A 23,613-nucleotide genomic window follows, 5' to 3' on the forward strand; every position below is an offset into this window, starting at 1 on the left:
ATACCCGGCGCGACACTCGTTCCTCTTACGCGTACAGCGGGTTCACCTTGTCGGCATCGATGCCGTACTTGGCGATGGCGTCGGCCACAACCTGCTTGTCGAGCTCGCCGCGCTTGGCCAGTTCGGTCAGGGCAGCAACCACCACGTAGAACTCGTTCACTTCGAAGTGACGACGCAGGTTGGCACGGCTGTCGGAACGGCCGTAACCGTCGGTACCCAGTACACGGTAGTTCTCGGTCGGAACGAAGGCACGCACCTGATCGGCGAAGGACTTCATGTAGTCGGTCGCGGCGATGGTGGCTTCGGAACCCAGCACCTGAGCGATGTAGGGCACACGCGCTTCGGCGGTCGGGTGCAGCATGTTCCAGCGATCCGCGTCCTGACCGTCACGAGCCAGCTCGTTGAAGGAGGTGACGCTGAACACGTCGGAACCCACGCCGTACTCGCTGGCCAGGATCTGGGCGGCAGTGCGCACGTGACCCAAGATGGAACCACAACCCAGCAGCTGTACCTTGGCCTTGGTGCCGGCCACGGTTTCCAGCTTGTAGATACCCTTGCGGATGCCTTCCTCGGCGCCTTCCGGCATGGCCGGCATGGCATAGTTCTCGTTCAGAGTAGTGATGTAGTAGAACACGTTCTCCGGGTTCTCACCGTACATGCGGCGCAGGCCGTCCTGTACGATCACCGCCACTTCATAGGCGTAGGACGGGTCGTAGGAGATGCAGTTCGGGATAGTGTTGGCCAGGATGTGGCTGTGACCATCTTCGTGCTGCAAGCCCTCTCCGTTAAGAGTGGTACGACCGGAGGTCGCGCCCAGCAGGAAGCCACGGGCTTGCTGGTCACCGGCTGCCCACGCCATGTCGCCGATCCGCTGGAAGCCGAACATGGAGTAGTAGATGTAGAACGGGATCATCGGGCAGTCGTTGGTGCTGTAAGAGGTCGCAGCAGCCAGCCAGGAGGACATGGCGCCCAGCTCGTTGATACCGTCTTGCAGAACCTGACCCTGCTTGTCTTCCTTGTAGTAGGAGACGATGTCGCGGTCTTGCGGGGTGTACTGCTGACCGTGCGGGCTGTAGATACCGATCTGGCGGAACAGGCCTTCCATACCGAAGGTACGGGCTTCGTCAGCCAGGATCGGGACGATGCGCTTGCCGATGGACTTGTCTTTCAGCATCACGTTCAGGGAACGCACGAACGCCATGGTGGTGGAGATTTCGCGCGCCTGTTCACCCAGCAGCGGACCGAAGGCATCCAGCGCCGGGATTTCCAGCTTGGTGGTGCTCTCGCGCAGACGGGTCGGTACATAGCCCTTCAGTGCGGCACGGCGGGCGTGCAGGTACTTGTGCTCTTCGGTACCCTCTTCGATCTTCAGGTACGGCAGGTTTTCCAGCTGCTCGTCGGTGACCGGCAGGTTGAAACGATCGCGCAGGTGACGCACGGAGCCCAGATCCATCTTCTTGACCTGGTGAGCGATGTTCTTGCCTTCGGCCGCTTCGCCCATGCCATAGCCCTTGATGGTCTTGGCCAGGATCACGGTCGGCTTGCCCTTGGTCTGTGCAGCCTTGGAGAAGGCGGCGAACAGTTTGCGGGGGTCGTGACCACCGCGGTTCAGGGCGAAGATCTCCTCGTCGGTCATGTCTTTGACCAGCGCAGCGGTTTCCGGGTAACGGTTGAAGAAGTGCTCGCGCACGTAGGCACCGTCACGGGACTTCATGGTCTGGTAGTCACCGTCCACGGTCTCGTTCATCAGCTGGATCAGCTTGCCGGAAGTGTCTTTCTTCAGCAGCTCATCCCACTTGCGACCCCAGATGACCTTGGTCACGTCCCAGCCAGCGCCGGCGAACAGACCTTCCAGCTCGTTGATGACCTTGCCGTTGCCGACAACCGGACCATCCAGACGCTGCAGGTTGCAGTTGACCACGAACACCAGGTTGTCGAGCTTTTCACGCACGGCAACGGTCAGGGCACCCTTGGCTTCCGGCTCGTCCATCTCGCCGTCACCCAGGAAGGCGTAAACGGTCTGCTCGGAGCAATCCTTGATGCCACGGTCGGTCAGGTACTTCAGGAAACGCGCCTGATAGATGGCGGCGATGGGGCCCAGACCCATGGAAACGGTCGGGAACTGCCAGAATTCCGGCATCAGTTTCGGGTGCGGGTAGGAAGGGATACCCTTGCCATCCACTTCCTGACGGAAGTTGTCCAGCTGCTCTTCGGTCAGGCGACCTTCGGCGAATGCACGGGCGTAGATGCCCGGGGAGATGTGACCCTGGAAGTAGACCAGATCGCCACCGTCCTTCTCGTTGCGGGCACGGAAGAAGTGGTTGTAGCAGACTTCGTAGATGGTCGCGGAAGAGGCGAAGGAAGACATGTGACCACCCAGGTCCAGGTCCTTCTTGGAAGCGCGCAGCACGATCATCATGGCGTTCCAGCGGATGATGGCGCGAATGCGGCGTTCCATTTCCAGGTCGCCCGGGTAAGCCGGCTCGTCGCTGGACGGGATGGTGTTGATGTAGTCGCGGTTTGCCTTGGCAGCCACGTCCACACCGCTTGCGCGGGCTTTCTCGGCCAACTGTTCAAGGATGAACTGAGCGCGTTGCGGACCCTCTTCACGCAGCAGGGATTCCAGAGAGGCAAGCCACTCCAGCGTTTCTATCGGGTCCACATCGTTCTTCAGGATATCAGACATGGCTGGTTCCTATGTTGTTGTGATTGCACGGCATTGCACGGCGAAGGGCGCAAGCATTCGACAATTAAGAAAGCCTTGTGGGATTAGTTTTCCTGCTGACGGATCCGACGCATGGATCGCTGGATCCGGCTGTCTTCCCTCTGCATATCCAACAAGGTGTCCTCGATAAAGGCCAGGTGCTCATGACAAGCAGCCCTGGCCCGCTCCGGAGCCCCCGACAGGATAGCCTCGATCAGGCTCGCACGATGGCGACGGATCTTGGCGACCACTCCCGGACGGCGATTCAAAATTTCGTTATTGCGTAAAATGTTCTGCTCGAGCATGGGGCCCATGGCCCGCAACAGGTGCAGCAGCACCACGTTGTGGGAGGCCTCGGCCACGGCCAGATAGAACTGGGTCACGGCGGCCGATTCGACCACCAGCGACCCTTGCTGACCGGCTTCTTCGATGGCGGCTTGCGCCAGGCGAATCCGTTCGAAATCAGCCTCGGTGCCCCGCAGCGCCGCATAGTAGGCACAGATGCCTTCCAGCGCGTGACGAAACTCCAGCAGGTCGTACTGGGCTTCCGGGTGAGTGCTGAGCAGTTCGAACAGAGGGTCGGCGATCCCCTTGCTCAGGGCATTTTGTACGTAAGTGCCACCGCCCTGACGACGATACAAGAGTCCTCTCGCTTCCAGGCGCTGGATGGCTTCGCGCAAGGAAGGGCGCGACACCTGAAACTGGATGGCGAGTTCCCGCTCGGGCGGCAACTTCTGGCCCGGCTGCAGGCTGCCTTCCAGAATCATGCTTTCCAGCTCGGCGACAATGGCGTCGGCCAGCTTGGGCTGAGTTATCTTGATATAGGGCATGAGGCTACTTTGTTAAATTGGTATTACCAATTTTATGGTTGGGGCGAAAATTAGCAGAGGGCTTGAAAAAAGTCCACCCAAAAGATGATCTGAATCAAGAAGCTCGGTTGCCACTTTGGGGGTGAAAACGCGGAATCATGACATAGCTCATAGAAAATGGTCTGACCAATATTTGTGAACTTGCTCACCGATAACATTTGGCCAACAACATGAAAAATGGCTTGCCAGACAAGGCAAGCCATTGATTCTAAAAACACAAAATAATTTTTAGATTTTTCACTCAAAGTGAAGCTTTTCCCGATAGCGAGGCCATTCGAAACTCTCACCCGGATCCGTCTTGCGGCCCGGCGCGATGTCGCAGTGGCCGACGATACGGTCCGCCGTGATGGCGGGATAACGGTGAACAATCGCCCGGCTGAGGTCCGACAGCACCTCGTATTGCTTGTCGCTGTAGGGAAGCTCGTCGGTTCCTTCCAGTTCGATCCCGATGGAAAAATCGTTGCACGCCTCCCTCCCCTCCCAGCTCGAAACTCCCGCATGCCATGCCCTGGCGCCAAAAGGCACGTACTGAACCAGTTCCCCATCGCGGCGGATCAGGCAGTGGGCCGAGACCCTCAGTTGATGAATACCGGCGAAATAGGGGTGAGCACCGGGATCGAGGCGCCCCAGAAACAGATCGTCGATAAAGGGGCCACCAAACTGCCCAGGGGGCAGGCTGATGCCGTGTATCACCAGCAAGGAGACATCCTCCGGGCTGAGCCTCTCATTGTGATGGGGGGAAGGCACCTTGCGGGCCTGCTCGCACCACCCTTCTCGATCGATGGAAAACAGGGTTGTGGGTTGTGTCATCGTCTGCTCGACTCACAAATGGAAGCGATGTGCCTCTGGCGGGATGGGAAAACTGGGAACAAGTCTCTGAATTCATGGATAACGCTATGTTAGGCTAAGCCATTCACTCGCGCGATATGGGACACACTATGCACCCGATGGCACGCCGTCTCTGGCTGCTCGCCTGGCTCTCGCTGCTGGGTCTGCTGACCTTCTACTTTCATGGTCGTGAACAACCGTCGGTGACCGCCAGCGGCGATCTATTGCTCAGGGCCGATGCCAGCGGCCATTATCGTCTGGAGGGTGCCATCAACGACCAACCGGTGCAACTGCTGCTGGACACAGGAGCAACCCGGGTGACCATACCGAGCCAGGTGGCCGCCCGGCTCGGCCTCGTCGCCACGGGCCGCAGCCGTGTCAACACGGCGGCCGGAGAGATCCAGGTCGAAACCAGCCGGATCGAAAGTCTGGCGATGGGTCCGCTGACCCTGTACGATTTGTCCGTCTTTATCAATCCGGCTGCCGACGGGGAGGAGATCCTGGTGGGCATGAATGCCCTGGGCAGGCTGGAATTGCGCCAGAAAGACAGGCAATTGCTTCTCAGACCCTTGCAGGAATAAGGCATGTTACAACAGGACATCCGCCGCGCCGTGCGCGCCGCACTTCTCGAAGACTTGGGCGATGCCCTCACCGCGCTGGATCAACCGGATGCCAGCGCCGACATCACGGCCCAGCTGATCCCGGCCGATCGCATCTCGACCGCGCGAGTCATCACCCGCGAGGCGGGCGTCTTCTGCGGCCAGCCCTGGGTCGACGAGGTGTTTGCCCAGCTCGGTGGCGAAGTGAAGGTCGAGTGGAAAGTGCAAGATGGTGAACGCCTTGCCCCCAATCAGGAGCTGTTCCGCCTCCATGGCCCCGCCCGCGTGCTGCTGACCGGCGAGCGCAATGCGCTGAACTTCGTGCAGACCCTTTCCGGGGTCGCCACCCTGACCGCCCGTTATGTAGCCGAGCTGGAAGGCACTGACTGCCGCCTGCTCGATACCCGCAAGACCCTGCCAGGCCTTCGCAGCGCCCAGAAGTATGCGGTCACCTGCGGCGGCGGCAAAAACCACCGCATCGGTCTGTTTGATGCCTACCTCATCAAGGAGAACCACATTCTCGCCTGCGGCGGCATCGCTGAAGCAATCAGCGAAGCGCGCCGTCTCAATCCGGACAAACCGGTGGAAGTCGAGGTCGAATCCCTGGCCGAGCTGGAGCAGGCCCTGGCCGCACGGGCCGACATCGTGATGCTGGACAACTTCGACATCCCCATGATGCAGGAGGCCGTTCGCCTCAATCAGGGCAGAGCCAAGCTGGAGGTCTCCGGCAACGTCACCCTCGATACCCTTGCCGGATACGCCGCGACCGGGATCGACTTCATCTCGGTGGGAGCGCTGACCAAGCATGTGCGGGCACTGGATCTCTCCATGCGCTTTGTCGCGGCTTGAGCAAGCCCCATCCGTTGCTCGTGCCCAAAAATATTACAGGGCTCGAAACTTGCAAAAGGCGCCATCGGCGCCTTTTCTTTATGCAGGATCCCACGACATAAGGAGTGTGAAGATGGGCCCTCCCGCCTCATGACAAGTGCCAATGGAAGCCATTTAATCTTTGATTTTTCTACACATTTCACTAAATGACATAAAAGCGGCGAACAAGGTCCCCGCCTCTGTTGCCAACCCGAAGCGCTCGGATAAGATACCAGCGTGGATAGCATTCCACCGGTGCTTATCAGGAAACATGGAAAAAAGGATATTTGACATGAAAAGCGTCATGAACAAACAGTCGGGCTTTACCCTTATTGAATTGATGATAGTGGTCGCTATCGTCGCCATACTGGCCGCTATCGCCCTGCCGGCGTATCAGACCTACACCAAGAAAGCGAAGTTCTCGGAGGTTGTCGCTTCAACTGGCTCATTTAAATCAGCTATTGAAGTGTGTGCTCAAACCACAGCGGCCGCTAACGGAACCTTATCCACTTGTGATGCAGGTACAAATGGTGTTCCTGCCAATATTTCAGCCGCGAATGGAAATGTCGCATCAGTCACAGTTGATGCAGCTAACAACCGGATTACGGCAACAGCCGTCAACACCAACGGACTGAGTGGTGAAACATATATTCTGCTCCCAACAGTTCAGAGCGGGAAAGTTAATTGGGCTGCCAACCCATCTGGTGCAGTGGGTTCTTGTGTAGCGGCCGGTATCTGCTAACGCATGACCTCAAGTCCCAATAGCGGCCTGGCCACCAGCCTGGCCGCTTCTTCCCTCCTCAGTGAGCCGGACTCACAGCGCTATCTGAGCCAGGCCAAGGCGCAGCGCAAGCCCTTTGTCACCTTCCTGATTGAAAACGACATCCTCGACAGCAAAGCCCTCGCCGATTTCTGCGAGCTGGAATATGGGGTACCTCTGCTGGATCTGGCGGCCTTTGATCTCGCCGAGATCCCGCAGAAATACCTCAATCAAAAGCTGATTGAAAAGCACCATGTCCTGCCCATCTACACCCAGGGGCATACTCTCTATATCGCCATGTCCGATCCGACCAATGTGTCGGCTCTGGAGGATTTTGGCTTCAGCTTCGGCCTGCATACGGAAGCCCTGCTGGTCGAAGAGAGCAAGCTGACCGCCGCCATCGGCAAGCTGATGGAGAGCGAGCAGGATACCCTGGGCATGGATCATATCGACGAGGCCGAGATCTCCGAACTCGAGGTCTCCGACGAGAGTTCCCGCCTCGACGAGAGCGTCAACACCGCGGACGATGACGCCCCCATCGTCAAATACATCCACAAGATCATGATGGATGCCATCAAGCGCGGGGCCTCCGACCTGCATTTCGAACCCTACGAGACCAAGTACCGAATCCGCTTTCGGGTAGACGGCATACTGCACGAAGTCGCCACGCCGCCGGTCAACCTGGCCAACCGCTTCGCGGCTCGCCTCAAGGTGATGGCGCGGCTCGACATTGCCGAACGGCGCCTGCCCCAGGATGGCCGCATCAAGCTCAAGATCTCGCGCAACAGATCCATGGACATGCGGGTCAACACCCTGCCCACCATGTGGGGCGAAAAGATCGTGATCCGGCTGCTGGACTCCTCGGCCGCCCGACTCAATATCGATCAGCTCGGCTTTGACGACCGGCAGAAGACGCAATACCTGCACGCCCTCTCCAAACCTCAGGGCATGATCCTGGTCACCGGTCCCACGGGGTCTGGCAAGACGGTCTCACTCTATACCGGCCTCAACATTCTCAACACCAGCGAGGTCAATATCTCCACCGCCGAAGATCCGGTTGAGATAAACCTGCCCGGCGTCAACCAGGTGCAGATCAATCCCAAAGCAGGGCTCACCTTCGCCAGCGCCCTGCGCTCCTTCCTGCGCCAGGATCCCGACATCGTCATGGTGGGGGAGATACGGGATCTGGAAACCGCCGAGATCGCCATCAAGGCCGCCCAGACCGGTCACCTGGTGCTCTCCACCCTGCACACCAACTCGGCGGCAGAAACGCTCACCCGGATGATGAACATGGGGGTGCCGGCCTTCAACATCGCCTCTTCGGTCACCCTCATCATGGCCCAGCGCCTTGCCCGCAAACTCTGCGATCACTGCAAGGCGCCGGAAGTGGTGCCGGAAGCCGAGTTGCTGGAGCTGGGCTTCACCCAGCAGCAACTGGCCGCCGGGTTGCGGCTGTTCAAGCCCGTGGGATGCAAGGAGTGCTCGGGAGGCTACAGAGGCCGGGTCGGCATCTATGAGATCATGCTGATGTCCGACAACATCGCCAAACTCATCATGCAGGGCGCCAACTCGCTGCAAATCGCGGCCATCGCCCAGAAGGAAGGGATGCGCACCCTGCGCACCTCCGGCCTTGAAAAAGCCCGCCTGGGAGTCACCAGCCTGGCCGAAATCAACAGGATCACCACCAACTAAGTTCGCAGTGCCCGAGTCATCTCGCCGGGTGAAGCCGCTGTAATCACCCCGATGACCTTCTTCAAGCCAAGATGAGCCGGACAGGCAGCAGCATCCGGCCACCGTCGCCCAATTGCAGGATGCAGTGATGGCCACATTAGCTCAAAAACGCAACGCACCGAAAAAAGTCTTCTCCTACCGCTGGCACGGCGTCAACCGCAAGGGACAGAAGGTCTCCGGCGAGCTGCAAGCCGACAGCATCACCACCGTCAAGGCCGAGCTGCGCAAGCAGGGCGTCAACGTCACCAGGGTCAGCAAGCAGAGCCAGGGGCTCTTCTCCAAGGGCGGCGCCAAGATCAAGCCGATGGACATCGCCGTCATCTCCCGCCAGATCACCACCATGCTCTCCGCCGGCGTGCCTCTGGTGCAGAGTCTTCAGATCATTGCCCGCGGCCACGAGAAAGCGGCGGTGCGCGAGCTCATCGGCCAGATCGCCGCCGATGTGGAAACGGGCACCCCGCTCTCGGAGGCGTTGCGCCGCCATCCCCGCCACTTCGACGACCTCTATTGCGATCTGGTCGAGGCCGGGGAGCAATCCGGTGCCCTGGAGACCATCTACGACCGTATCGCCATCTACCGCGAGAAGAACGAAGCCCTCAAATCCAAGATCAAGAAGGCCATGTTCTATCCATCCATGGTCATTCTGGTGGCCATCGTCGTCACCTCCATCCTGCTGCTCTTCGTCATTCCCCAGTTCGAGGATATCTTCAAGAGCTTCGGTGCCGAGCTGCCTGCCTTTACCCGGTTCGTCATCGCCATCTCCCGCTTTATGCAGGAGTGGTGGTACGCCATCTTTGGCGGCGCTGCTCTCGCCGTCTTCCTCTATGTGCGGGCCTGGCGAAAATCCCAGAAGGTCAGGGACAACACGGACAAGTTCATCCTCACCATTCCCGTGGTGGGCAACATACTGCACAAGGCGGCCATGGCCCGTTTTGCCCGCACCCTCTCCACCACCTTCTCCGCCGGTATCCCGCTGGTGGATGCCCTGGTCTCGGCGGCCGGAGCATCGGGCAACTATGTCTATCGCACTGCGACCATGGCCATTCGCAACGAGGTGGTGGCCGGCATGCAGATCAACGTCGCCATGCGCACCGTGGATCTTTTCCCCGACATGGTGACCCAGATGGTGATGATCGGTGAGGAATCCGGCGCCATCGACGACATGCTCTCCAAGGTCGCCGCCATTTTCGAACAGGAGGTGGACGACATGGTCGACGGCCTCACCAGCCTGCTCGAACCCATCATCATGGTGGTGCTCGGGGTGCTGGTCGGCGGCATGGTCGTGGCCATGTACCTCCCCATCTTCAAGCTGGGCTCTGTGATACACTGACCCCCTCGACGGAGGGCCGGGCGGTGCATTTCCCCCGGCCATCTGTCATCCCCGTTCCCGACACAAGCGATTGATCTATGGTGCCTTTGATCGAACTGGCCCAGGGCTTGCCCTGGCTCTATCTCTCCTTGATTTTCCTTTTCTCCCTGATGGTGGGCAGCTTCCTGAACGTCGTTATCCATCGTCTGCCCATCATGATGGAGCGGGCCTGGCATGCCGAATACAGCGACTATTTCGGTGACGGTGAAGCAACTCCTCCTGCAACCGGACGATACAACCTCATGGTGCCCCGCTCCCGCTGCCCCCACTGCGACCACCCCATAGGGGCGCTGGAGAACATTCCCCTGCTGAGCTGGCTATGGCTCAGGGGGCGCTGCCGCAACTGCCACGCCCCCATTTCGGCTCGCTATCCCCTGGTCGAGCTGCTCACCGCCTTGCTGTCGGTCTCGGTAGCAGCCGCGCTTGCCCCTGGCTGGGGCACCCTTGCCGCTCTGCTGCTCACCTGGACATTGGTCGCACTGACCTTCATCGACCTGGACAAGATGCTCTTGCCGGATCAGCTCACCCTGCCCCTGCTCTGGGGTGGCTTGCTGTTCAATCTGGCGGGCGGTTTCGTGCCCCTGGCCGATGCGGTGATCGGTACCATGGCGGGCTATCTGGTGCTCTGGAGCCTCTACTGGGCCTTCAAGCTGCTGACCGGCAAGGAAGGGATGGGCTATGGCGACTTCAAACTGCTGGCGGCGCTGGGCGCCTGGCTCGGCTGGCAAGCCTTGCCCATCGTGCTGCTGCTTTCCTCGCTGGCAGGCGCCATCATCGGCATCGGTCTCATCCTGCTGCGCAATCACCACCAGGGCAAACCCATTCCCTTTGGCCCCTATCTCGCCATCGCGGGCTGGATAACGCTGCTGTGGGGCGATAGCATCACCCGCTGGTATCTTGATGTCGTGCTCTAGCAAAAGGATCTCTGACCCATGTATGTAGTCGCAATCACAGGGGGAATCGGCAGCGGCAAGACCACGGTTGCCAACCGCTTTGCCGAGCTGGGCATCGAGGTGGTGGATGCGGACATCATCGCCCGCGAGGTGGTGGAGCCCGGCACCCCTGCTCTGGCTGCCATCGCCGCCCATTTTGGCCCGGATGTCGTTGCCCCCGATGGCCAGCTCGATCGCCGCCGGCTGCGAGAGCGGATCTTCACCGACTCGCAGGCCAAGGAGTGGCTCAATGCCCTGCTCCATCCCCTCATCCGCAGCGAGATGCTGCGCCAGTGTGCGGCAACCCGCTCCCCCTATTGCCTGCTGGTCGTCCCCTTGCTGGTGGAAAACAGGCTCACTTCCCTCGCCGATCGGGTACTGGTGATCGATGTGGACGAAGCGACACAAATCGAGCGTACCTGCCGCCGCGATGGCGTCAGTCGGGAACAGGCCCAGGCGATACTGGCGTCCCAGGCGAGCCGCAGCGAGCGCCTGGCGATGGCCGACGACGTCCTGGACAACCAGAGTGGCACGAGTGAGACCATCGGGCAGCGAATTTTCGCCCTGCACCAGACATATCTGGCATTTGCCTCTCAACAAGCCCACCAACTGTGAGTACACTAGGCCGGTTTATGGCTGGCCAGGATTAGGCATGATTTACGATTTTCCCCTCAATGAAAAAAGCCGGACCTATCTTCGTCTGGAGTCCCTGTTTTCCCAGATCCGCGACAATCTGGAGAGTGACCAGTCCTGGGCACATATCGCCTTCTTCAAGGGGTTGTTCGATTTGCAGGAGTTGCTAGAGCGTGGTGACCTGCGTGCCGATCTCATCAAGGATCTGGAGCGCCTCGGCCAACGCCTGAGCCACTGGGCCAGTCTACCTGACGTCGATCTCGAGCAGATCCAGCGGATGCAGCAGGAGAGTACCCAGCTCTCCCGCAACCTGCTGAACTCCCCGCGCCCCGGCGCCCGTCTGAAAGAGGATCGCCTGCTCGGCTCCATTCGTCAGCGCTTCTCCATTCCGGGTGGTCTGTGCGCCTTCGATGTGCCGCAACTGCACCACTGGCTGGCGACCCCGGCCGTCACCCGCCACCAGCAGATGCAGCAATGGCTGAGTGACATCACCCTGCTGATGAACGCCATCTCCCTGTTGCTGCGCCTGTGGCGCGAGTCGGGCAACTTCAGCGACCAGGTAGCCACCAACGGCTTCTTCCAGGATACCGCCGAAGGGGCTGAACTGATCCGCATCCGTCTGGCGGGCACCCAGCCCTGCTATCCGACCCTGAGCGGCCACAAGAACCGCTTCGCCCTGCGCTTCCTGCCGACGACGGAACAGCAGATCGGCGACGTCTCCTTCCAGCTCGCCTGTTGTTGAGGAGCCCCCCATGGTGACCAAGGTAAAGTGCCCGACCTGTCAGAGCGAGATCGAATGGGGTCCGCAGAGCCCGTTTCGCCCCTTCTGCAGCAAGCGCTGCCAGCTGATCGACCTCGGCGAGTGGGCGGATGAACAGAAGCGTATCCCGGGCGAGATCAACCCGGATCTGCTGCCCGATCCGGAACAGGGCGATCCCTGGCAATAAACACTTCACGATCAAAAAAGGGCCCTCAGGCCCTTTTTCGTTGGTATCGATTCCCTTTCAGGCAAGCGAGGCCTGCAACCGCGCGACGATGGGGCCGTTGGCATCCGGGAAGTGGTATTCGTGCAGCGAGGCCAGTGGTACCCAGCGGCACTCCTGTCCCTCCTTGCCAAAGGGCTCGCCGTGGAAGCGGGTCACCTTCCAGATATCCAGCAAGACCTGCTTGTCGGGGTAGTCGTGGTGCAGCTCCATGAAGGGGGCACAATCCTGCACCCGGATCCCGATCTCTTCCCACAATTCCCTGTCCAGCGCGGTGAGCAGATCCTCCCCCGACTCCACCTTGCCACCGGGAAACTCCCAGCGATCCCCCTGATGGCGATCGGCTGAGCGTTTGGCGATGAAGATATCGCCCCGTTCGTTCTCGATGACGCCCACCGCCACCCAGATCCGTTTCTTCTGTTCCATCATTGTCCTCAGCGTAAACACGGCAAACGGGCGATCCAGGGGGCAAGCCGAATGGCCTGCTGATCCCCCCGGGCCCTGAAGAGATCCTGCCCGACATGCTCATTGCCCGGCGGCGCAACCTGCGGCCAGGGCACCGCACCGGGCGGAGTGAAACAACGATCGTGTACCCGCGCGCTCTGGCGCAGATAGCGCCATAAACAGTCTCGCAAGAACCACTGGTCGATGTTCGGTGTTTCCATGGTACTGGGCTGATAGCTCGCCATCAGCGGCGCAAGGGGAGGCAGCACTCCGGCCACACCGCCCCACATGCCGGCCAGCACCAGATCGGTGTGGCTCCACCAGTCACGCATGATATGGAACCAGCGCCCCGATGCAAGCCAGTCATCGACGGCCAGCCGCTCCCGCAGATTCAGCACGGAGTCCGCATCGCGCACAAGAAAGCGCCCCACGCCGGGATCATTGGCGACCTGGAAGCGCCAGCAGAGGCGCTGACGCTGGGATTGGCCATCGGGCTGCACCTTTATCTCGGCGCCATGTACCTGCAGGCAGGCCAGAAACCCCTGAGGGACACTGCCATCCACATAGAAGCGCACCCGCCAGCCAGGATAGAGGTAAGCTGCGGCCAGCACATTGTCGAGTGCTCCCCGCAAATAGCGGGGCTGTGCTCCCCACAAGGAGAAGGCGATGACTGCCTGCTTCTCCCCCTGCTCCGCGAGCCAGTCATCCGGCCCCTCTGCCGGCAGTACCCACCCCGCGACGGGCTGCGAGACGGCCTCATCCTTGAGAGTCAGGGCACGGGTTCCTGCTTGTGCCGCTTCTTCATGACGTCCTAGCTTGGCAAGGGAAGTGCAAAGCCCGTCATGGACCAGATAATCATCCGGCTCGCGCCGCACCAGTTCGACCAGGTGCGTCACGGCCCGCTCATGTTGATCGGAGCGCGAGAGGCAGACACAGAGATTGCGCAGCACCTCAGTGTTATCGGGCGCGGACCGGTACGCCAGCGTCAGCACCTGTGCCGCCGAGGCGGGATCGCCGGACAAAAAGAGGTAATAGGCAAACTGCAGTTGCAGGGGAACAGATTTGTTCGTCTCTGCATTCAGTCTGCTCAGCACACAACTGATCGCCTCCTGGCGTCTCTCCTGCAGCCAGTGCCCATGTGCCTCCCCATCCCATCCCGCAGGCAATCTGCTCATCGTCCCCTCCTTGGTCCGAAAATGAATACACCGCCCGGAGGCGGTGTATTCATCATGGCAGGGTGTCAGGTCAGCTGACCGTGACAGTGCTTGTATTTTTTACCCGAACCACAGGGGCAGGGATCGTTGCGCCCGATCTTCTGCTCGTCGCGCACGAAGGTGGTATGGCCCTCGGCCCCACCCGTATCCTCGTCAGCCAGCTGGTTTTCGGCCGTGGCATGGGTGTAGGTACGGGGAGCGGCTTCGGCCTGCTGGCGCTGCTGCTCTTCCATCGCCTCCACATCCCGCTCCTGCACCTGTACCCGGCTCAGGATGCTGACCACGTCGCGCTTGAGGGTCTCCAGCATCTGGGTGAACAGATCGAAGGATTCGCGCTTGTACTCCTGCTTGGGGTTCTTCTGGGCGTAGCCGCGCAGATGGATGCCCTGACGCAGGTGATCCATGGCCGCCAGGTGCTCCTTCCACAGGCCGTCCAGGGTTTGCAGCATCACAGCCTTCTCGAAGTTGCGCAGCACCTCCTTGCCGACCAGCTCTTCCTTGTGGGCATAGAGCTTGGTGGCTTCATCCAGGATGCGTTCGCGCAGCTTCTCTTCATACAGCTTGTCGTCTTCCGCCAGCCACTGCTGCAGCGGCAGATCCAGGGCGAAATCGGACTTCAGACGCGCTTCCAGACCCGGCACGTCCCACATTTCTTCCAGGGACTGGGGCGGGATGTACTCGTCGATGATGGCGCCGTAGACGTCGTCACGGATGACGTGAATGGTCTCGGAGATGTCGTTGGTGTCCAGCAGTTCGTTGCGCTGCTCGTAGACCACCTTGCGCTGATCGTTGGCCACGTCGTCGAACTCGAGCAGGTTTTTACGGATGTCGAAGTTGCGACCTTCCACCTTGCGCTGGGCATTCTCGATGGCCTTGGTCACCCAGGGATGCTCGATGGCCTCGCCCTCTTCCATACCCAGCTTCTTCATCATGCCGGTCACGCGGTCGGAGGCGAAGATCCGCATCAGGGTATCTTCCATGGAGAGGTAGAAGCGGGAGGAACCCGGATCACCCTGACGACCGGAACGGCCGCGCAGCTGGTTGTCGATACGGCGGGATTCGTGACGCTCGGTACCGATGATATGCAGACCACCGGCCGCCAGTACTTCGTCATGACGCACCTGCCAGGCCGCTTTCAGCTCGGCAATCTGCTCGCTTGACGGGTTTTCCAGCTGGGCGATCTCCGCCTGCCAGTTGCCACCCAGCACGATGTCGGTACCACGACCGGCCATGTTGGTGGCGATGGTGACAGCGCCGGTCTGGCCGGCCTGGGCGACGATCTCCGCTTCCATGGCATGGAACTTGGCGTTCAGTACCTTGTGCGGGATATTTTCCTTGGTCAGGATGCCGGAGAGCAGCTCGGAGTTCTCGATGGAGACGGTACCGACCAGCACGGGCTGGCCGCGCTTCACGCACTCGCGAATGTCCTGCACGATGGCCGCGTATTTCTCCTGGGCGGTCAGGTAGACGAGATCGCCCATGTCCTTGCGCACCATCGGCTTGTTGGTCGGGATGACCACGGTATCCAGGCCATAGATCTGCTGGAATTCAAAGGCTTCGGTATCCGCAGTACCGGTCATGCCCGCCAGCTTGTCGTACAGACGGAAGTAGTTCTGGAAGGTGATGGAGGCCAGGGTCTGGTTCTCGTTCTGGATCTTGACCCCTTCCTTCGCCTCGACCGCCTGGTGCAGACCGTCTGACCAGCGACGACCCGGCATGGTGCGGCCGGTGTGCTCGTCGACGATGACGATCTCGTCCTTCTGGACGATATAGTCGACGTTGCGCTCGAACAGGGTGTGCGCGCGCAGGCCGGCATTGACGTGATGCAGCAGGCTGATATTGGTGGCGGAGAACAGGGAGTCATCCTCGGCCAGCAGTCCCTCTTTCTTGAGCAGCTCTTCCACGAAGATCTGGCCGTTTTCGGTCAGCAGCGCCTGGCGGTTCTTCTCGTCCACCGTGTAGTGACCGTCGCCGGTGTACTCCTCGGAGTCTTCCTTGTCCTGCTTGACCAGCAGCGGGATCAACTTGTTGATCTGGGTGTACATGGCGGAGCTGTCTTCCGCCGGACCGGAGATGATGAGCGGGGTGCGGGCTTCATCGATGAGCACCGAGTCCACCTCATCCACCAGCGCGTAGTTGAGCGGACGCTGTACGCGCTGCTCCGGCGAGAATGCCATGTTGTCGCGCAGGTAGTCGAAACCGAATTCGTTGTTGGTACCGTAGGTGATGTCGGCAGCGTAGGCATCGCGCTTCTGGGATGCATCCATGCCGGGCACGTTGCAGTCCACCGTCATGCCGAGGAAGGCGAACAGCGGGCGGTTGGCTTCCGCATCACGCTTGGCCAGATAGTCGTTCACCGTCACGACGTGCACACCGCGGCCGGTCAGGGCGTTCAGGTAGGCCGGCAGCGTGGCCGTCAGGGTTTTACCTTCACCTGTCTTCATTTCGGCGATGCGGTTGGAGTTCAATACCATGCCGCCGATCAGCTGGACGTCGAAGTGACGCATGCCGAACACACGGCGGGAGGCTTCACGGACGGTGGCGAACGCTTCCGGCAGCAACTGCTCCAGTGTTTCGCCCTGCTCCAGACGTTGACGGTACTCGGCGGTCTTCGCCTGCAGTTCCTGATCGGACAGTGCCTCGAATTGAGGTTCCATCGCATTGATTTGTTTTACAATTTTGCGCAAAGCCTTGAGCGTTCTGTCGTTCCGGCTGCCGATAATCTTGGTGAGCAGTGTGCTAATCATGGGTACCAACTGTTTTGGTTATATAAGCGTTCCGTCACTGGAACCTGAAGAAAAAACCTAACCCCGTCTGGCATTCAGAAAGCGCGCGGGGTTGACCTGACGACCATCTTTCAACACTTCGTAATGCAAATGAACTCCGGTTGCACGACCGGTTCGCCCCATCAGGGCAATCTTCTGGCCCTCATCGACCAGGGTGCCCACATCCACCAGTAACTTGGAATTGTGGGCATAGCGGGTGACCAGACCATTGCCATGGTCAATCTCCACCATGTTGCCAAACTCCGGATGGCGCCCCGCCCAGCTGACAATCCCCTTGCCTGTCGCCAGGATGGGGGTGCCGGGCCTGCCGCGGAAATCCACCCCTTTGTGCATCTTGGCGCGACCGTTGAACGGATCGACCCGCCCACCGAAACCGGAGGAGATCCAGACACGCTCCTGCTTGACTGGTGAGCCGGGGATGAAACCCGCATCGGTGATATGGTGGTTCATGATGAAGGATTCAAGTACCGACAGCTGTTCTTCGCGGCTGCTGAGCTGACGGCTGAGGTGTTCCATGGAATCTTGCAGTTCACCCAGGCTGACTTCCAGGTCTGCATCGTAGGAAGGGCCGCCCATCGGGGGCAGCTCCTTGAAGTTGAACTCCTCGGGATCGAGGTCCGCCTTCTCGGTCAGGCGCTCGCCGAGGGCGTTGAGGCGACCCAGTTGTCCCTGCATGGTGCCCACCTGGGCGGCCAGCATGGCAAGCTGTTCGCGGGCTTCATCGGCCCCTTGCGTGGATTTTTGCTGCTGCGCCAGGGTCAGCGCCACTTCCAGCGCCTCCATTTTCTGCTGCCAGCTCTGCCAGAGCCAGCCGCCCCCCAAGGCCAATACAGTGAAGAGAATACCGCCGACCCAGGCCAGACGTTGTTTGGGTAAGTGCAACCTGCGGCGCTGCTTACCGTGGAGGATCAGGGTAATACTCATAGAAATCTGTCTTCTCGGTCAGGTGAGGCCAAGGGCCTGCACGGGCAATAAAACCGGGAGATAATCGGTATTAAAGGATGGAATAAACAAATGACAGGACGTCGGTGCGGAGAGATGACCGACGTCCTGTTGCACAGCTATCAGGCCAGAACCAGACCGTTGTCGTAGTAAGCGATAGGCGCTTTGTCGCCCTCACCCTCGAAGGTCACCAGTTCCCAGGCCTCCTGCTGGGCCAGCAGGGCACGCAGCAGCTTGTTGTTCAGGGCATGGCCCGTCTTGTAGGCACGGAATTCACCGATGATACTGCGATTGCACATGTACAGATCGCCGATGGCATCCAGCATCTTGTGCTTCACGAACTCGTCTTCGTAGCGCAGACCATCTTCGTTCAGCACCCGGTAGTCATCCAGCACCACGGCGTTTTCCAGGCTGCCGCCCAGTGCCAGGTTCTGGGAACGCAGGTACTCGATATCACGCATGAAGCCGAAGGTACGGGCACGGCTGATCTCTTTCACGAAGGAGCTGCCGGAGAAGTCCAGCACGCAACGCTGGTTGCGGCCTTCAAACACCGGATGCTGGAAATCGATCTCGAGATCCATCTTGAAGCCGTTGCGATAGGGGTGGAATTCCGCCCACTTGTCGCCGTCTTCAACCCGGATGCTCTGCTTGATCCGCACGAACTGCTTGGGCGCGTTCTGTTCACGAATACCCACTTCCTGCAGCAGATAGATGAACGGATGCGCACTGCCGTCCATTACCGGGATCTCGGGGGCATCAACCTCGACATAGAGGTTGTCGATCCCCATCCCGGCCAGAGCGGCAGACAGATGTTCAATGGTCGACACGCGAACACCGGCTTCGTTCACCAGAGCGGTACAAAGCACAGTATCACGCACCTGATCGGCGTTGGCTGGCAGCGCGACCACAGGATTCAGATCGGTACGCAAGTAAACGATCCCTGTGTTAACAGGCGCCGGACGGAACGTCATAGTGACTTTCCGGCCCGAATGCAGGCCCACACCGGTGGCCTGGACACTCGTTTTCAAGGTTCTTTGTCTAATCATGGGCGTATCCGCTTTAACAGCTCAAATTCCTGACCAGATGGTCGTTGCCGGGCCATCTTAGCACAATCCTTAAGCAACAAACAAACCAGAGCCATCAGAGGCTTAGTCTGCCTGCTTGCGCAGGAACGCAGGAATATCGAGATAATCCGGTTCGCGACGAGCTTGCGGTTCGGCGTTCACCACCTTGGCCGGGGCCTCTTCCATCACGCGAGACTGCAGGGCTTCGCTGATCAGGGGCTGACGGGCCGGACGCTCTTGAACCATGTTGTTCTTGACCAGAGTGATGTCGGGCTTGCGCTCGGCACCGATACCGGTCGCCACTACGGTAACGCGCAGTTCGTCGTGCATTTCCGGGTCGATTACGGTACCCACCACCACGGTAGCGTTCTCGGACGCGAAGGCCTTGACCGCGTTACCCACGGTCTCGAACTCTTCGATGGTCATGTCCATGCCAGCAGTGATGTTGACCAGGATGCCGCGGGCACCGGCCAGATCCACGTCTTCCAGCAGCGGGCTGGAGATGGCCTTCTCGGCCGCTTCTTCGGCACGGTCGTCACCGGAGGCGGAGCCGGTACCCATCATGGCGGTACCCATCTCGCGCATCACGGTACGTACGTCCGCGAAGTCGACGTTGATGAGGCCCGGGCGGGTGATCAGCTCGGCGATGCCCTGTACTGCACCCAGCAGCACGTCGTTGGCCGCCTTGAAGGCGTCCAGCAGGGAGATGCCGCGACCCAGCACCTTCAGCAACTTATCGTTGGGGATGGTGATCAGGGAGTCGACGTTCTTGGAGAGCTCTTCGATGCCGTGAGCGGCGAAGCCCATCCGCTTCTTCCCTTCGAAGGAGAACGGTTTGGTCACGACGGCAACGGTCAGGATACCCATCTCGCGGGCCACTTCGGCCACGATCGGGGCAGCACCTGTACCAGTACCACCACCCATGCCGGCAGCGATGAACACCATGTCGGAACCGGTCAGCAGCTCGCGCAGCGCTTCCCTGTCTTCCATGGCGGCGTCACGACCCACTTCCGGGTTGGCCCCGGCACCCAGACCCTTGGTGATGCCACCGCCGATCTGCAAGGTGGTATTGGCACTGGAGTTGCGCAGTGCCTGGGCGTCGGTGTTCACGGTGATGAACTCGACACCCTCGATGTTTTGACGAACCATGTGCTCGACTGCGTTGCCGCCGCCGCCACCCACACCTATCACCTTGATGACGGCTTCGTCAGTGTGGCTATCCATAAATTCAAACATGTTGTCTCTCCGCTTTATTTGCCTGACTCAGCAAAATCTTTAGAACTCGCCACGCAACCAGTTGCTGACCCGTTTGACCAGCCCACCTACGCTTGCCTTGGCGGCATATTCCTTGTTACTGCCGGTGGATTGGTTGGTGCGGCCGTACTGCAACAACCCGACCGCAGTCGAGTACACCGGTGCCTGTACGTAGTCACTCAATCCCCGGATATTCATGGGCTCGCCTACCCGGACCTGGCTCTGGAAGATCTGCTCTGCGCACTCCACAATGCCTTCGATCTGGGCCGCGCCACCGGTCAAGACCACACCGGCGGCCAGCTGATGCTTGACCCCCTGTGCCTTCAATTCGCTCTGCACCCGCACCAGCTCGTCATTCACCATGGAGAGCAACTCGGTGTAACGGGGTTCAATCACTTCCGCCAGTGTCTGCCGTTGCAGGCTGCGTGCCGGGCGACCGCCGACACTGGGCACTTCGATATTGTCTTCCTTGCTGACCAGGCGGCCGAGGGCACAGCCATAGCGCACCTTGATCGCCTCCGCATCCAGCGGCGGCGTGCCGAAGGCATAGGCGATGTCGCTGGTCACCGTGCTGCCCGCATAGGGAATCACCTTGGTGTGGCGCAGGGCGCCGCCGGTAAAGAGCGACATGTCCATGGTGCCGCCACCGATGTCCACCACGCAGACACCCAGCTCCTTCTCGTCTTCGGTCAGCACGGCGTAGCTGGAGGCCAGGGCGGAGAAGATCAGCTGATCCACCCGCAGACCCACCTTCTCCACACACTTCTCGATGTTGCGCGCCATGTCGTTGTGGCAGGTGATGAGATGCACCTTGGCTGCCATCCGCACGCCGGAGAGGCCGACCGGGTTCTTGATCCCTTCCTGATAGTCGATGGCGAACTCCTGAGGCAGCACGTGCAGCACCCGCAGCTCGTCAGACAACCGCACCGACTTGGCGGTGTGGATGACGTTGTCCACATCCTCCTGGGTCACCTCTTCGTCGGAGATGGGCACCATGCCGGTCTCGTTGCGGCAATCGATGTGCTTGCCGGACAGCCCCAGATAGACGGAACTGATCTGGCAGTCTGCCATCATCTCGGCCTCTTCCACCGCGCGGCGCAGGGACTTGACCACGGAGTCGAGGTCATTGACCCCGCCCTTCTCCATCCCGCGAGAAGCGTGGCTGCCCATGCCGATGACATTGAGTTCGCCATCAGGCAATACTTCGCCAACCAGTACCGCCACCTTGGTCGTGCCGATATCCAGTCCGACAATCAAATTTCTATCTGCGGTGTTGGTCATTCACTTTCTCTTCGCTTTTCTTCCAGCCAACTGCCATCCCGGTGTCGTATCGAAGATCCACGTAAGCAACCCGCTCACGGGGCTCGATGACCGGAAAGGCATCGATAAACCGCTGCAGACGAAGCGCGATATCCGAGCGCCCCACAAACAGCTGAATGTTGCCATCCAGGGTCAGTTCCCAGGCATGGCGGGGGGTCAGATTCACCCCCAGCAACTTGTATCCCTTGGCCGCCAGCAGCGTTTCGTACTGATGGCTGGCTTCCAGCACCTTGGCGGCCTGATCATCGGGCCCGGACAACTGCATCAGGGGCTTCTTCACCCTGTCCGGGGCACTGAATACCTCACCCTTGGTGTTGACAAAGCGGTTGCCGTTCCAGCGAGCCGCCACATCCTGTTCCGTGAGAAAGACCTTGATCTTGTTCGGCCACTTCTTTCGCACCGAGACCTGGGCCACCCAGGGCAGCGCGTTCAGACGCGCCTGCAATTCGTTCACATCCAGCTCGAAGAAGTTGCGAAGTTCGGCACCATCCAGCACGGCAGCACGCAACTCATCGGCCTTCAAATATTCGTGTTGCCCCTGCAGCAACAGCTCGCTCATGGGCAACCGACTGGCATCCGTCAGCCAGTCTTTAACATCCAGCGCAGTCTGGTAGAGCCCCCACATGACCAGGATGAAAAATGCCACCCCGGCGATGAAGCCCCCCTTGGTGCGCCCTTGTGCCCTTGCCTCCACCCGATCGATCCCCGTAAAACGCGCCATGCCGGCCACTTGCAGACCGGTTCGCCATTATATAGGCCTCGGCTTGGCGGTCAAAATACTCATTGGGCCCTCAGGCACCGGATTTCATGCTATCCACGCTCAATTTCATCTCGCCGAGACGACGGGCCAGCGCACCGACGTTACCCGCCCCCTGGGTCAATACCAGATCCCCCTCGCCAATCAGGTCGGCCAGCACCGCGGGCACATCGTCCGGCGTTGCGACAAAGATGGGCTCCAGGGTGCCGCGGGAGCGGATGGAACGGCACAAGGCACGGCCATCGGCACCGGGAATGGGCTCTTCACCGGCGGCATAGACCTCCAGCATCACCAGCACGTCCACCTTGGAAAGCACATCCGCGAAATCTTCGTAGAGATCCCGGGTCCGGCTGTAGCGGTGCGGCTGGAACACCATCACCAGCCGCTTCTCGGGCCAGCCGGCGCGAGCGGCGTTGATGGTCACCTTCACTTCGCTCGGGTGATGACCGTAATCGTCCACCAGCATGGCCTTGCCACGGCCGGTTTCAAACTCGCCATATTGCTGGAAGCGGCGCCCCACCCCTTCAAACTTGGAAAGTGCCTGGATGATGGCCTCGTCGCCGATGCCGTCTTCGGTTGCCACCGCGATGGCGGCGGCGGCGTTGAGGGCGTTGTGGATGCCCGGCAGATTCAGGGTCACCTCCAGCTCACCCGCCCCCGCACGGCGCACCCGGAAACGGCTGCGATTGCTGGTCTGCACGAAGTCCAGCACCTGCACATCGGCATCATCGCTCAGACCGTAGGTGAGGGTAGGACGGGCGATCTCCGGCAGCATGCCGCGGATCACCGGGTCATCCACGCACACTACAGCCAGGCCGTAGAACGGCAGGTTGTGCAGGAAATCGATGAAGGTGGCCTTCAACCGGGAGAAATCGCCACCATAGGTGTCCATGTGATCCGCTTCGATATTGGTCACGATGGAGACCATGGGTTGCAGATGCAGGAAGGAGGCGTCGCTCTCGTCCGCCTCGGCAATCAGATAACGGCTGCTGCCCAGGCGGGCATTGGTGCCGGCGCTGTTAAGCAGACCGCCGATGACGAAGGTGGGGTCGCGATCCGCCTCGGCATAGATGCTCGCCACCAGACTGGTGGTGGTGGTCTTGCCGTGGGTCCCGGCAATGGCGATGCCGTGACGAAAGCGCATCAGCTCAGCCAGCATTTCGGCGCGGCGCACCACGGGAATACGCAGCTCGCGGGCAGCCAGCAGCTCGGGGTTGTCCTGCTTGATGGCGGTGGAAACCACCACCACGCTGGCACCGTCTACATGCTCGGCACTGTGACCGACAAAGATGTGTGCGCCCAAAGAGGCCAGGCGTTCGGTCACCCCGTTGCGGGCCAGATCCGAGCCGGTCACCTGATACCCTTCATTGGCAAGCACTTCCGCAATACCGCCCATACCGGCGCCACCGATGCCGATGAAGTGGATGCGACGCACGCGGCGCATTTCGGGGATAACGGTACGCAGTTTTGCCAGTTCAACCTTGGTCATAGTTCTTTCTCAATTCGCGGCCACAGGCCATTTTCATTCGGCGACATTCATCAGTTCGAAGACAGAAG

The 23,613-nt window shown here is 60.2% G+C and carries 21 protein-coding genes; 9 read left to right on the forward strand and 12 right to left on the reverse strand.

Annotated features, from left to right (window positions below):
* Window positions 1–25 precede the first annotated feature (25 nt).
* The 3 genes from aceE to ampD form a co-directional block, all read right to left on the reverse strand.
* A complete protein-coding gene (gene aceE / locus AB5Y54_RS05485) occupies window positions 26–2,686 on the reverse strand; it encodes a pyruvate dehydrogenase (acetyl-transferring), homodimeric type (RefSeq protein ID WP_368153352.1) in 2,661 nt (886 codons plus the stop codon).
* 83 nt (window positions 2,687–2,769) lie between these two features.
* Window positions 2,770–3,534, reverse strand: coding sequence for a pyruvate dehydrogenase complex transcriptional repressor PdhR (gene pdhR, locus AB5Y54_RS05490; protein ID WP_010675815.1), 765 nt, complete (start codon window positions 3,532–3,534; stop codon window positions 2,770–2,772).
* A gap of 276 nt (window positions 3,535–3,810) precedes the next feature.
* Window positions 3,811–4,383 carry a 1,6-anhydro-N-acetylmuramyl-L-alanine amidase AmpD gene (gene ampD / locus AB5Y54_RS05495; RefSeq protein ID WP_368153353.1) on the reverse strand — a complete coding sequence of 191 codons (573 nt, stop codon included), beginning with the start codon at window positions 4,381–4,383 and terminating at the stop codon, window positions 3,811–3,813.
* Window positions 4,384–4,511: 128 nt separating this feature from the next.
* Between ampD and AB5Y54_RS05500 the strand changes: the two genes are divergently transcribed.
* The 9 genes from AB5Y54_RS05500 to yacG all read left to right on the forward strand — a co-directional run bounded on the left by AB5Y54_RS05500 (window position 4,512) and on the right by yacG (window position 12,239).
* Window positions 4,512–4,982, forward strand: coding sequence for a TIGR02281 family clan AA aspartic protease (locus AB5Y54_RS05500; protein WP_104454846.1), 471 nt, complete (start codon window positions 4,512–4,514; stop codon window positions 4,980–4,982).
* A gap of 3 nt (window positions 4,983–4,985) precedes the next feature.
* Window positions 4,986–5,849 (forward strand): carboxylating nicotinate-nucleotide diphosphorylase, encoded by an 864-nt coding sequence (gene nadC, locus AB5Y54_RS05505; RefSeq protein ID WP_041213995.1) that lies wholly within the window; start codon window positions 4,986–4,988, stop codon window positions 5,847–5,849.
* 310 nt (window positions 5,850–6,159) lie between these two features.
* On the forward strand, window positions 6,160–6,609 hold the full coding sequence (gene tapA / locus AB5Y54_RS05510) for a type IVa pilus major pilin TapA (protein WP_324806168.1): 450 nt from the start codon (window positions 6,160–6,162) through the stop codon (window positions 6,607–6,609).
* 3 nt (window positions 6,610–6,612) lie between these two features.
* Window positions 6,613–8,319, forward strand: a complete 1,707-nt coding sequence (tapB, locus tag AB5Y54_RS05515) for a PilB family type IVa pilus assembly ATPase TapB (RefSeq protein WP_104454847.1) — start codon at window positions 6,613–6,615, stop codon at window positions 8,317–8,319.
* A gap of 127 nt (window positions 8,320–8,446) precedes the next feature.
* A complete protein-coding gene (locus AB5Y54_RS05520) occupies window positions 8,447–9,688 on the forward strand; it encodes a type II secretion system F family protein (RefSeq protein ID WP_010675822.1) in 1,242 nt (413 codons plus the stop codon).
* A 77-nt stretch (window positions 9,689–9,765) separates the two neighbouring features.
* A complete protein-coding gene (locus AB5Y54_RS05525) occupies window positions 9,766–10,641 on the forward strand; it encodes an A24 family peptidase (RefSeq protein WP_042880167.1) in 876 nt (291 codons plus the stop codon).
* Between the two features lie 18 nt (window positions 10,642–10,659).
* Window positions 10,660–11,274, forward strand: coding sequence for a dephospho-CoA kinase (gene coaE / locus AB5Y54_RS05530; protein WP_109111851.1), 615 nt, complete (start codon window positions 10,660–10,662; stop codon window positions 11,272–11,274).
* A gap of 37 nt (window positions 11,275–11,311) precedes the next feature.
* Window positions 11,312–12,034 carry a cell division protein ZapD gene (zapD, locus tag AB5Y54_RS05535; protein ID WP_010675825.1) on the forward strand — a complete coding sequence of 241 codons (723 nt, stop codon included), beginning with the start codon at window positions 11,312–11,314 and terminating at the stop codon, window positions 12,032–12,034.
* Between the two features lie 10 nt (window positions 12,035–12,044).
* Window positions 12,045–12,239 carry a DNA gyrase inhibitor YacG gene (gene yacG, locus AB5Y54_RS05540; RefSeq protein WP_039040499.1) on the forward strand — a complete coding sequence of 65 codons (195 nt, stop codon included), beginning with the start codon at window positions 12,045–12,047 and terminating at the stop codon, window positions 12,237–12,239.
* A 57-nt stretch (window positions 12,240–12,296) separates the two neighbouring features.
* Here the strand turns inward: yacG and mutT are convergent, their stop codons facing one another.
* From mutT to murC, 9 genes are all read right to left on the reverse strand, one after another.
* A complete protein-coding gene (mutT, locus tag AB5Y54_RS05545; protein ID WP_174213873.1) occupies window positions 12,297–12,701 on the reverse strand; it encodes an 8-oxo-dGTP diphosphatase MutT in 405 nt (134 codons plus the stop codon).
* Window positions 12,702–12,709: 8 nt separating this feature from the next.
* The gene (locus AB5Y54_RS05550; protein ID WP_368153355.1) at window positions 12,710–13,894 is read right to left on the reverse strand and encodes a tetratricopeptide repeat protein; all 1,185 of its coding nucleotides are present in this window, start codon (window positions 13,892–13,894) and stop codon (window positions 12,710–12,712) included.
* A 65-nt stretch (window positions 13,895–13,959) separates the two neighbouring features.
* On the reverse strand, window positions 13,960–16,680 hold the full coding sequence (gene secA / locus AB5Y54_RS05555) for a preprotein translocase subunit SecA (RefSeq protein ID WP_041211791.1): 2,721 nt from the start codon (window positions 16,678–16,680) through the stop codon (window positions 13,960–13,962).
* 57 nt (window positions 16,681–16,737) lie between these two features.
* Complete coding sequence (locus AB5Y54_RS05560) at window positions 16,738–17,643, reverse strand: M23 family metallopeptidase (RefSeq protein WP_039040495.1); 906 nt, start codon at window positions 17,641–17,643, stop codon at window positions 16,738–16,740.
* Between the two features lie 140 nt (window positions 17,644–17,783).
* On the reverse strand, window positions 17,784–18,707 hold the full coding sequence (lpxC, locus tag AB5Y54_RS05565) for a UDP-3-O-acyl-N-acetylglucosamine deacetylase (RefSeq protein WP_010675831.1): 924 nt from the start codon (window positions 18,705–18,707) through the stop codon (window positions 17,784–17,786).
* A 102-nt stretch (window positions 18,708–18,809) separates the two neighbouring features.
* Entirely contained in the window at window positions 18,810–19,961 is a 1,152-nt protein-coding gene (gene ftsZ, locus AB5Y54_RS05570; protein ID WP_005305686.1) for a cell division protein FtsZ, read from the reverse strand.
* A 39-nt stretch (window positions 19,962–20,000) separates the two neighbouring features.
* On the reverse strand, window positions 20,001–21,260 hold the full coding sequence (gene ftsA, locus AB5Y54_RS05575) for a cell division protein FtsA (RefSeq protein ID WP_010675832.1): 1,260 nt from the start codon (window positions 21,258–21,260) through the stop codon (window positions 20,001–20,003).
* Complete coding sequence (locus AB5Y54_RS05580) at window positions 21,241–21,993, reverse strand: cell division protein FtsQ/DivIB (RefSeq protein ID WP_257707083.1); 753 nt, start codon at window positions 21,991–21,993, stop codon at window positions 21,241–21,243. Before AB5Y54_RS05580 ends, ftsA begins: the two co-directional genes overlap by 20 nt.
* A 97-nt stretch (window positions 21,994–22,090) precedes the next feature.
* Window positions 22,091–23,545 carry a UDP-N-acetylmuramate--L-alanine ligase gene (gene murC / locus AB5Y54_RS05585; protein ID WP_041211792.1) on the reverse strand — a complete coding sequence of 485 codons (1,455 nt, stop codon included), beginning with the start codon at window positions 23,543–23,545 and terminating at the stop codon, window positions 22,091–22,093.
* Window positions 23,546–23,613: the final 68 nt, after the last annotated feature.

Origin of the sequence: Aeromonas sp. s9 (assembly GCF_040907765.1) — a bacterium.
GTDB classification, from domain to species: Bacteria; Pseudomonadota; Gammaproteobacteria; order Enterobacterales; family Aeromonadaceae; genus Aeromonas; species Aeromonas caviae.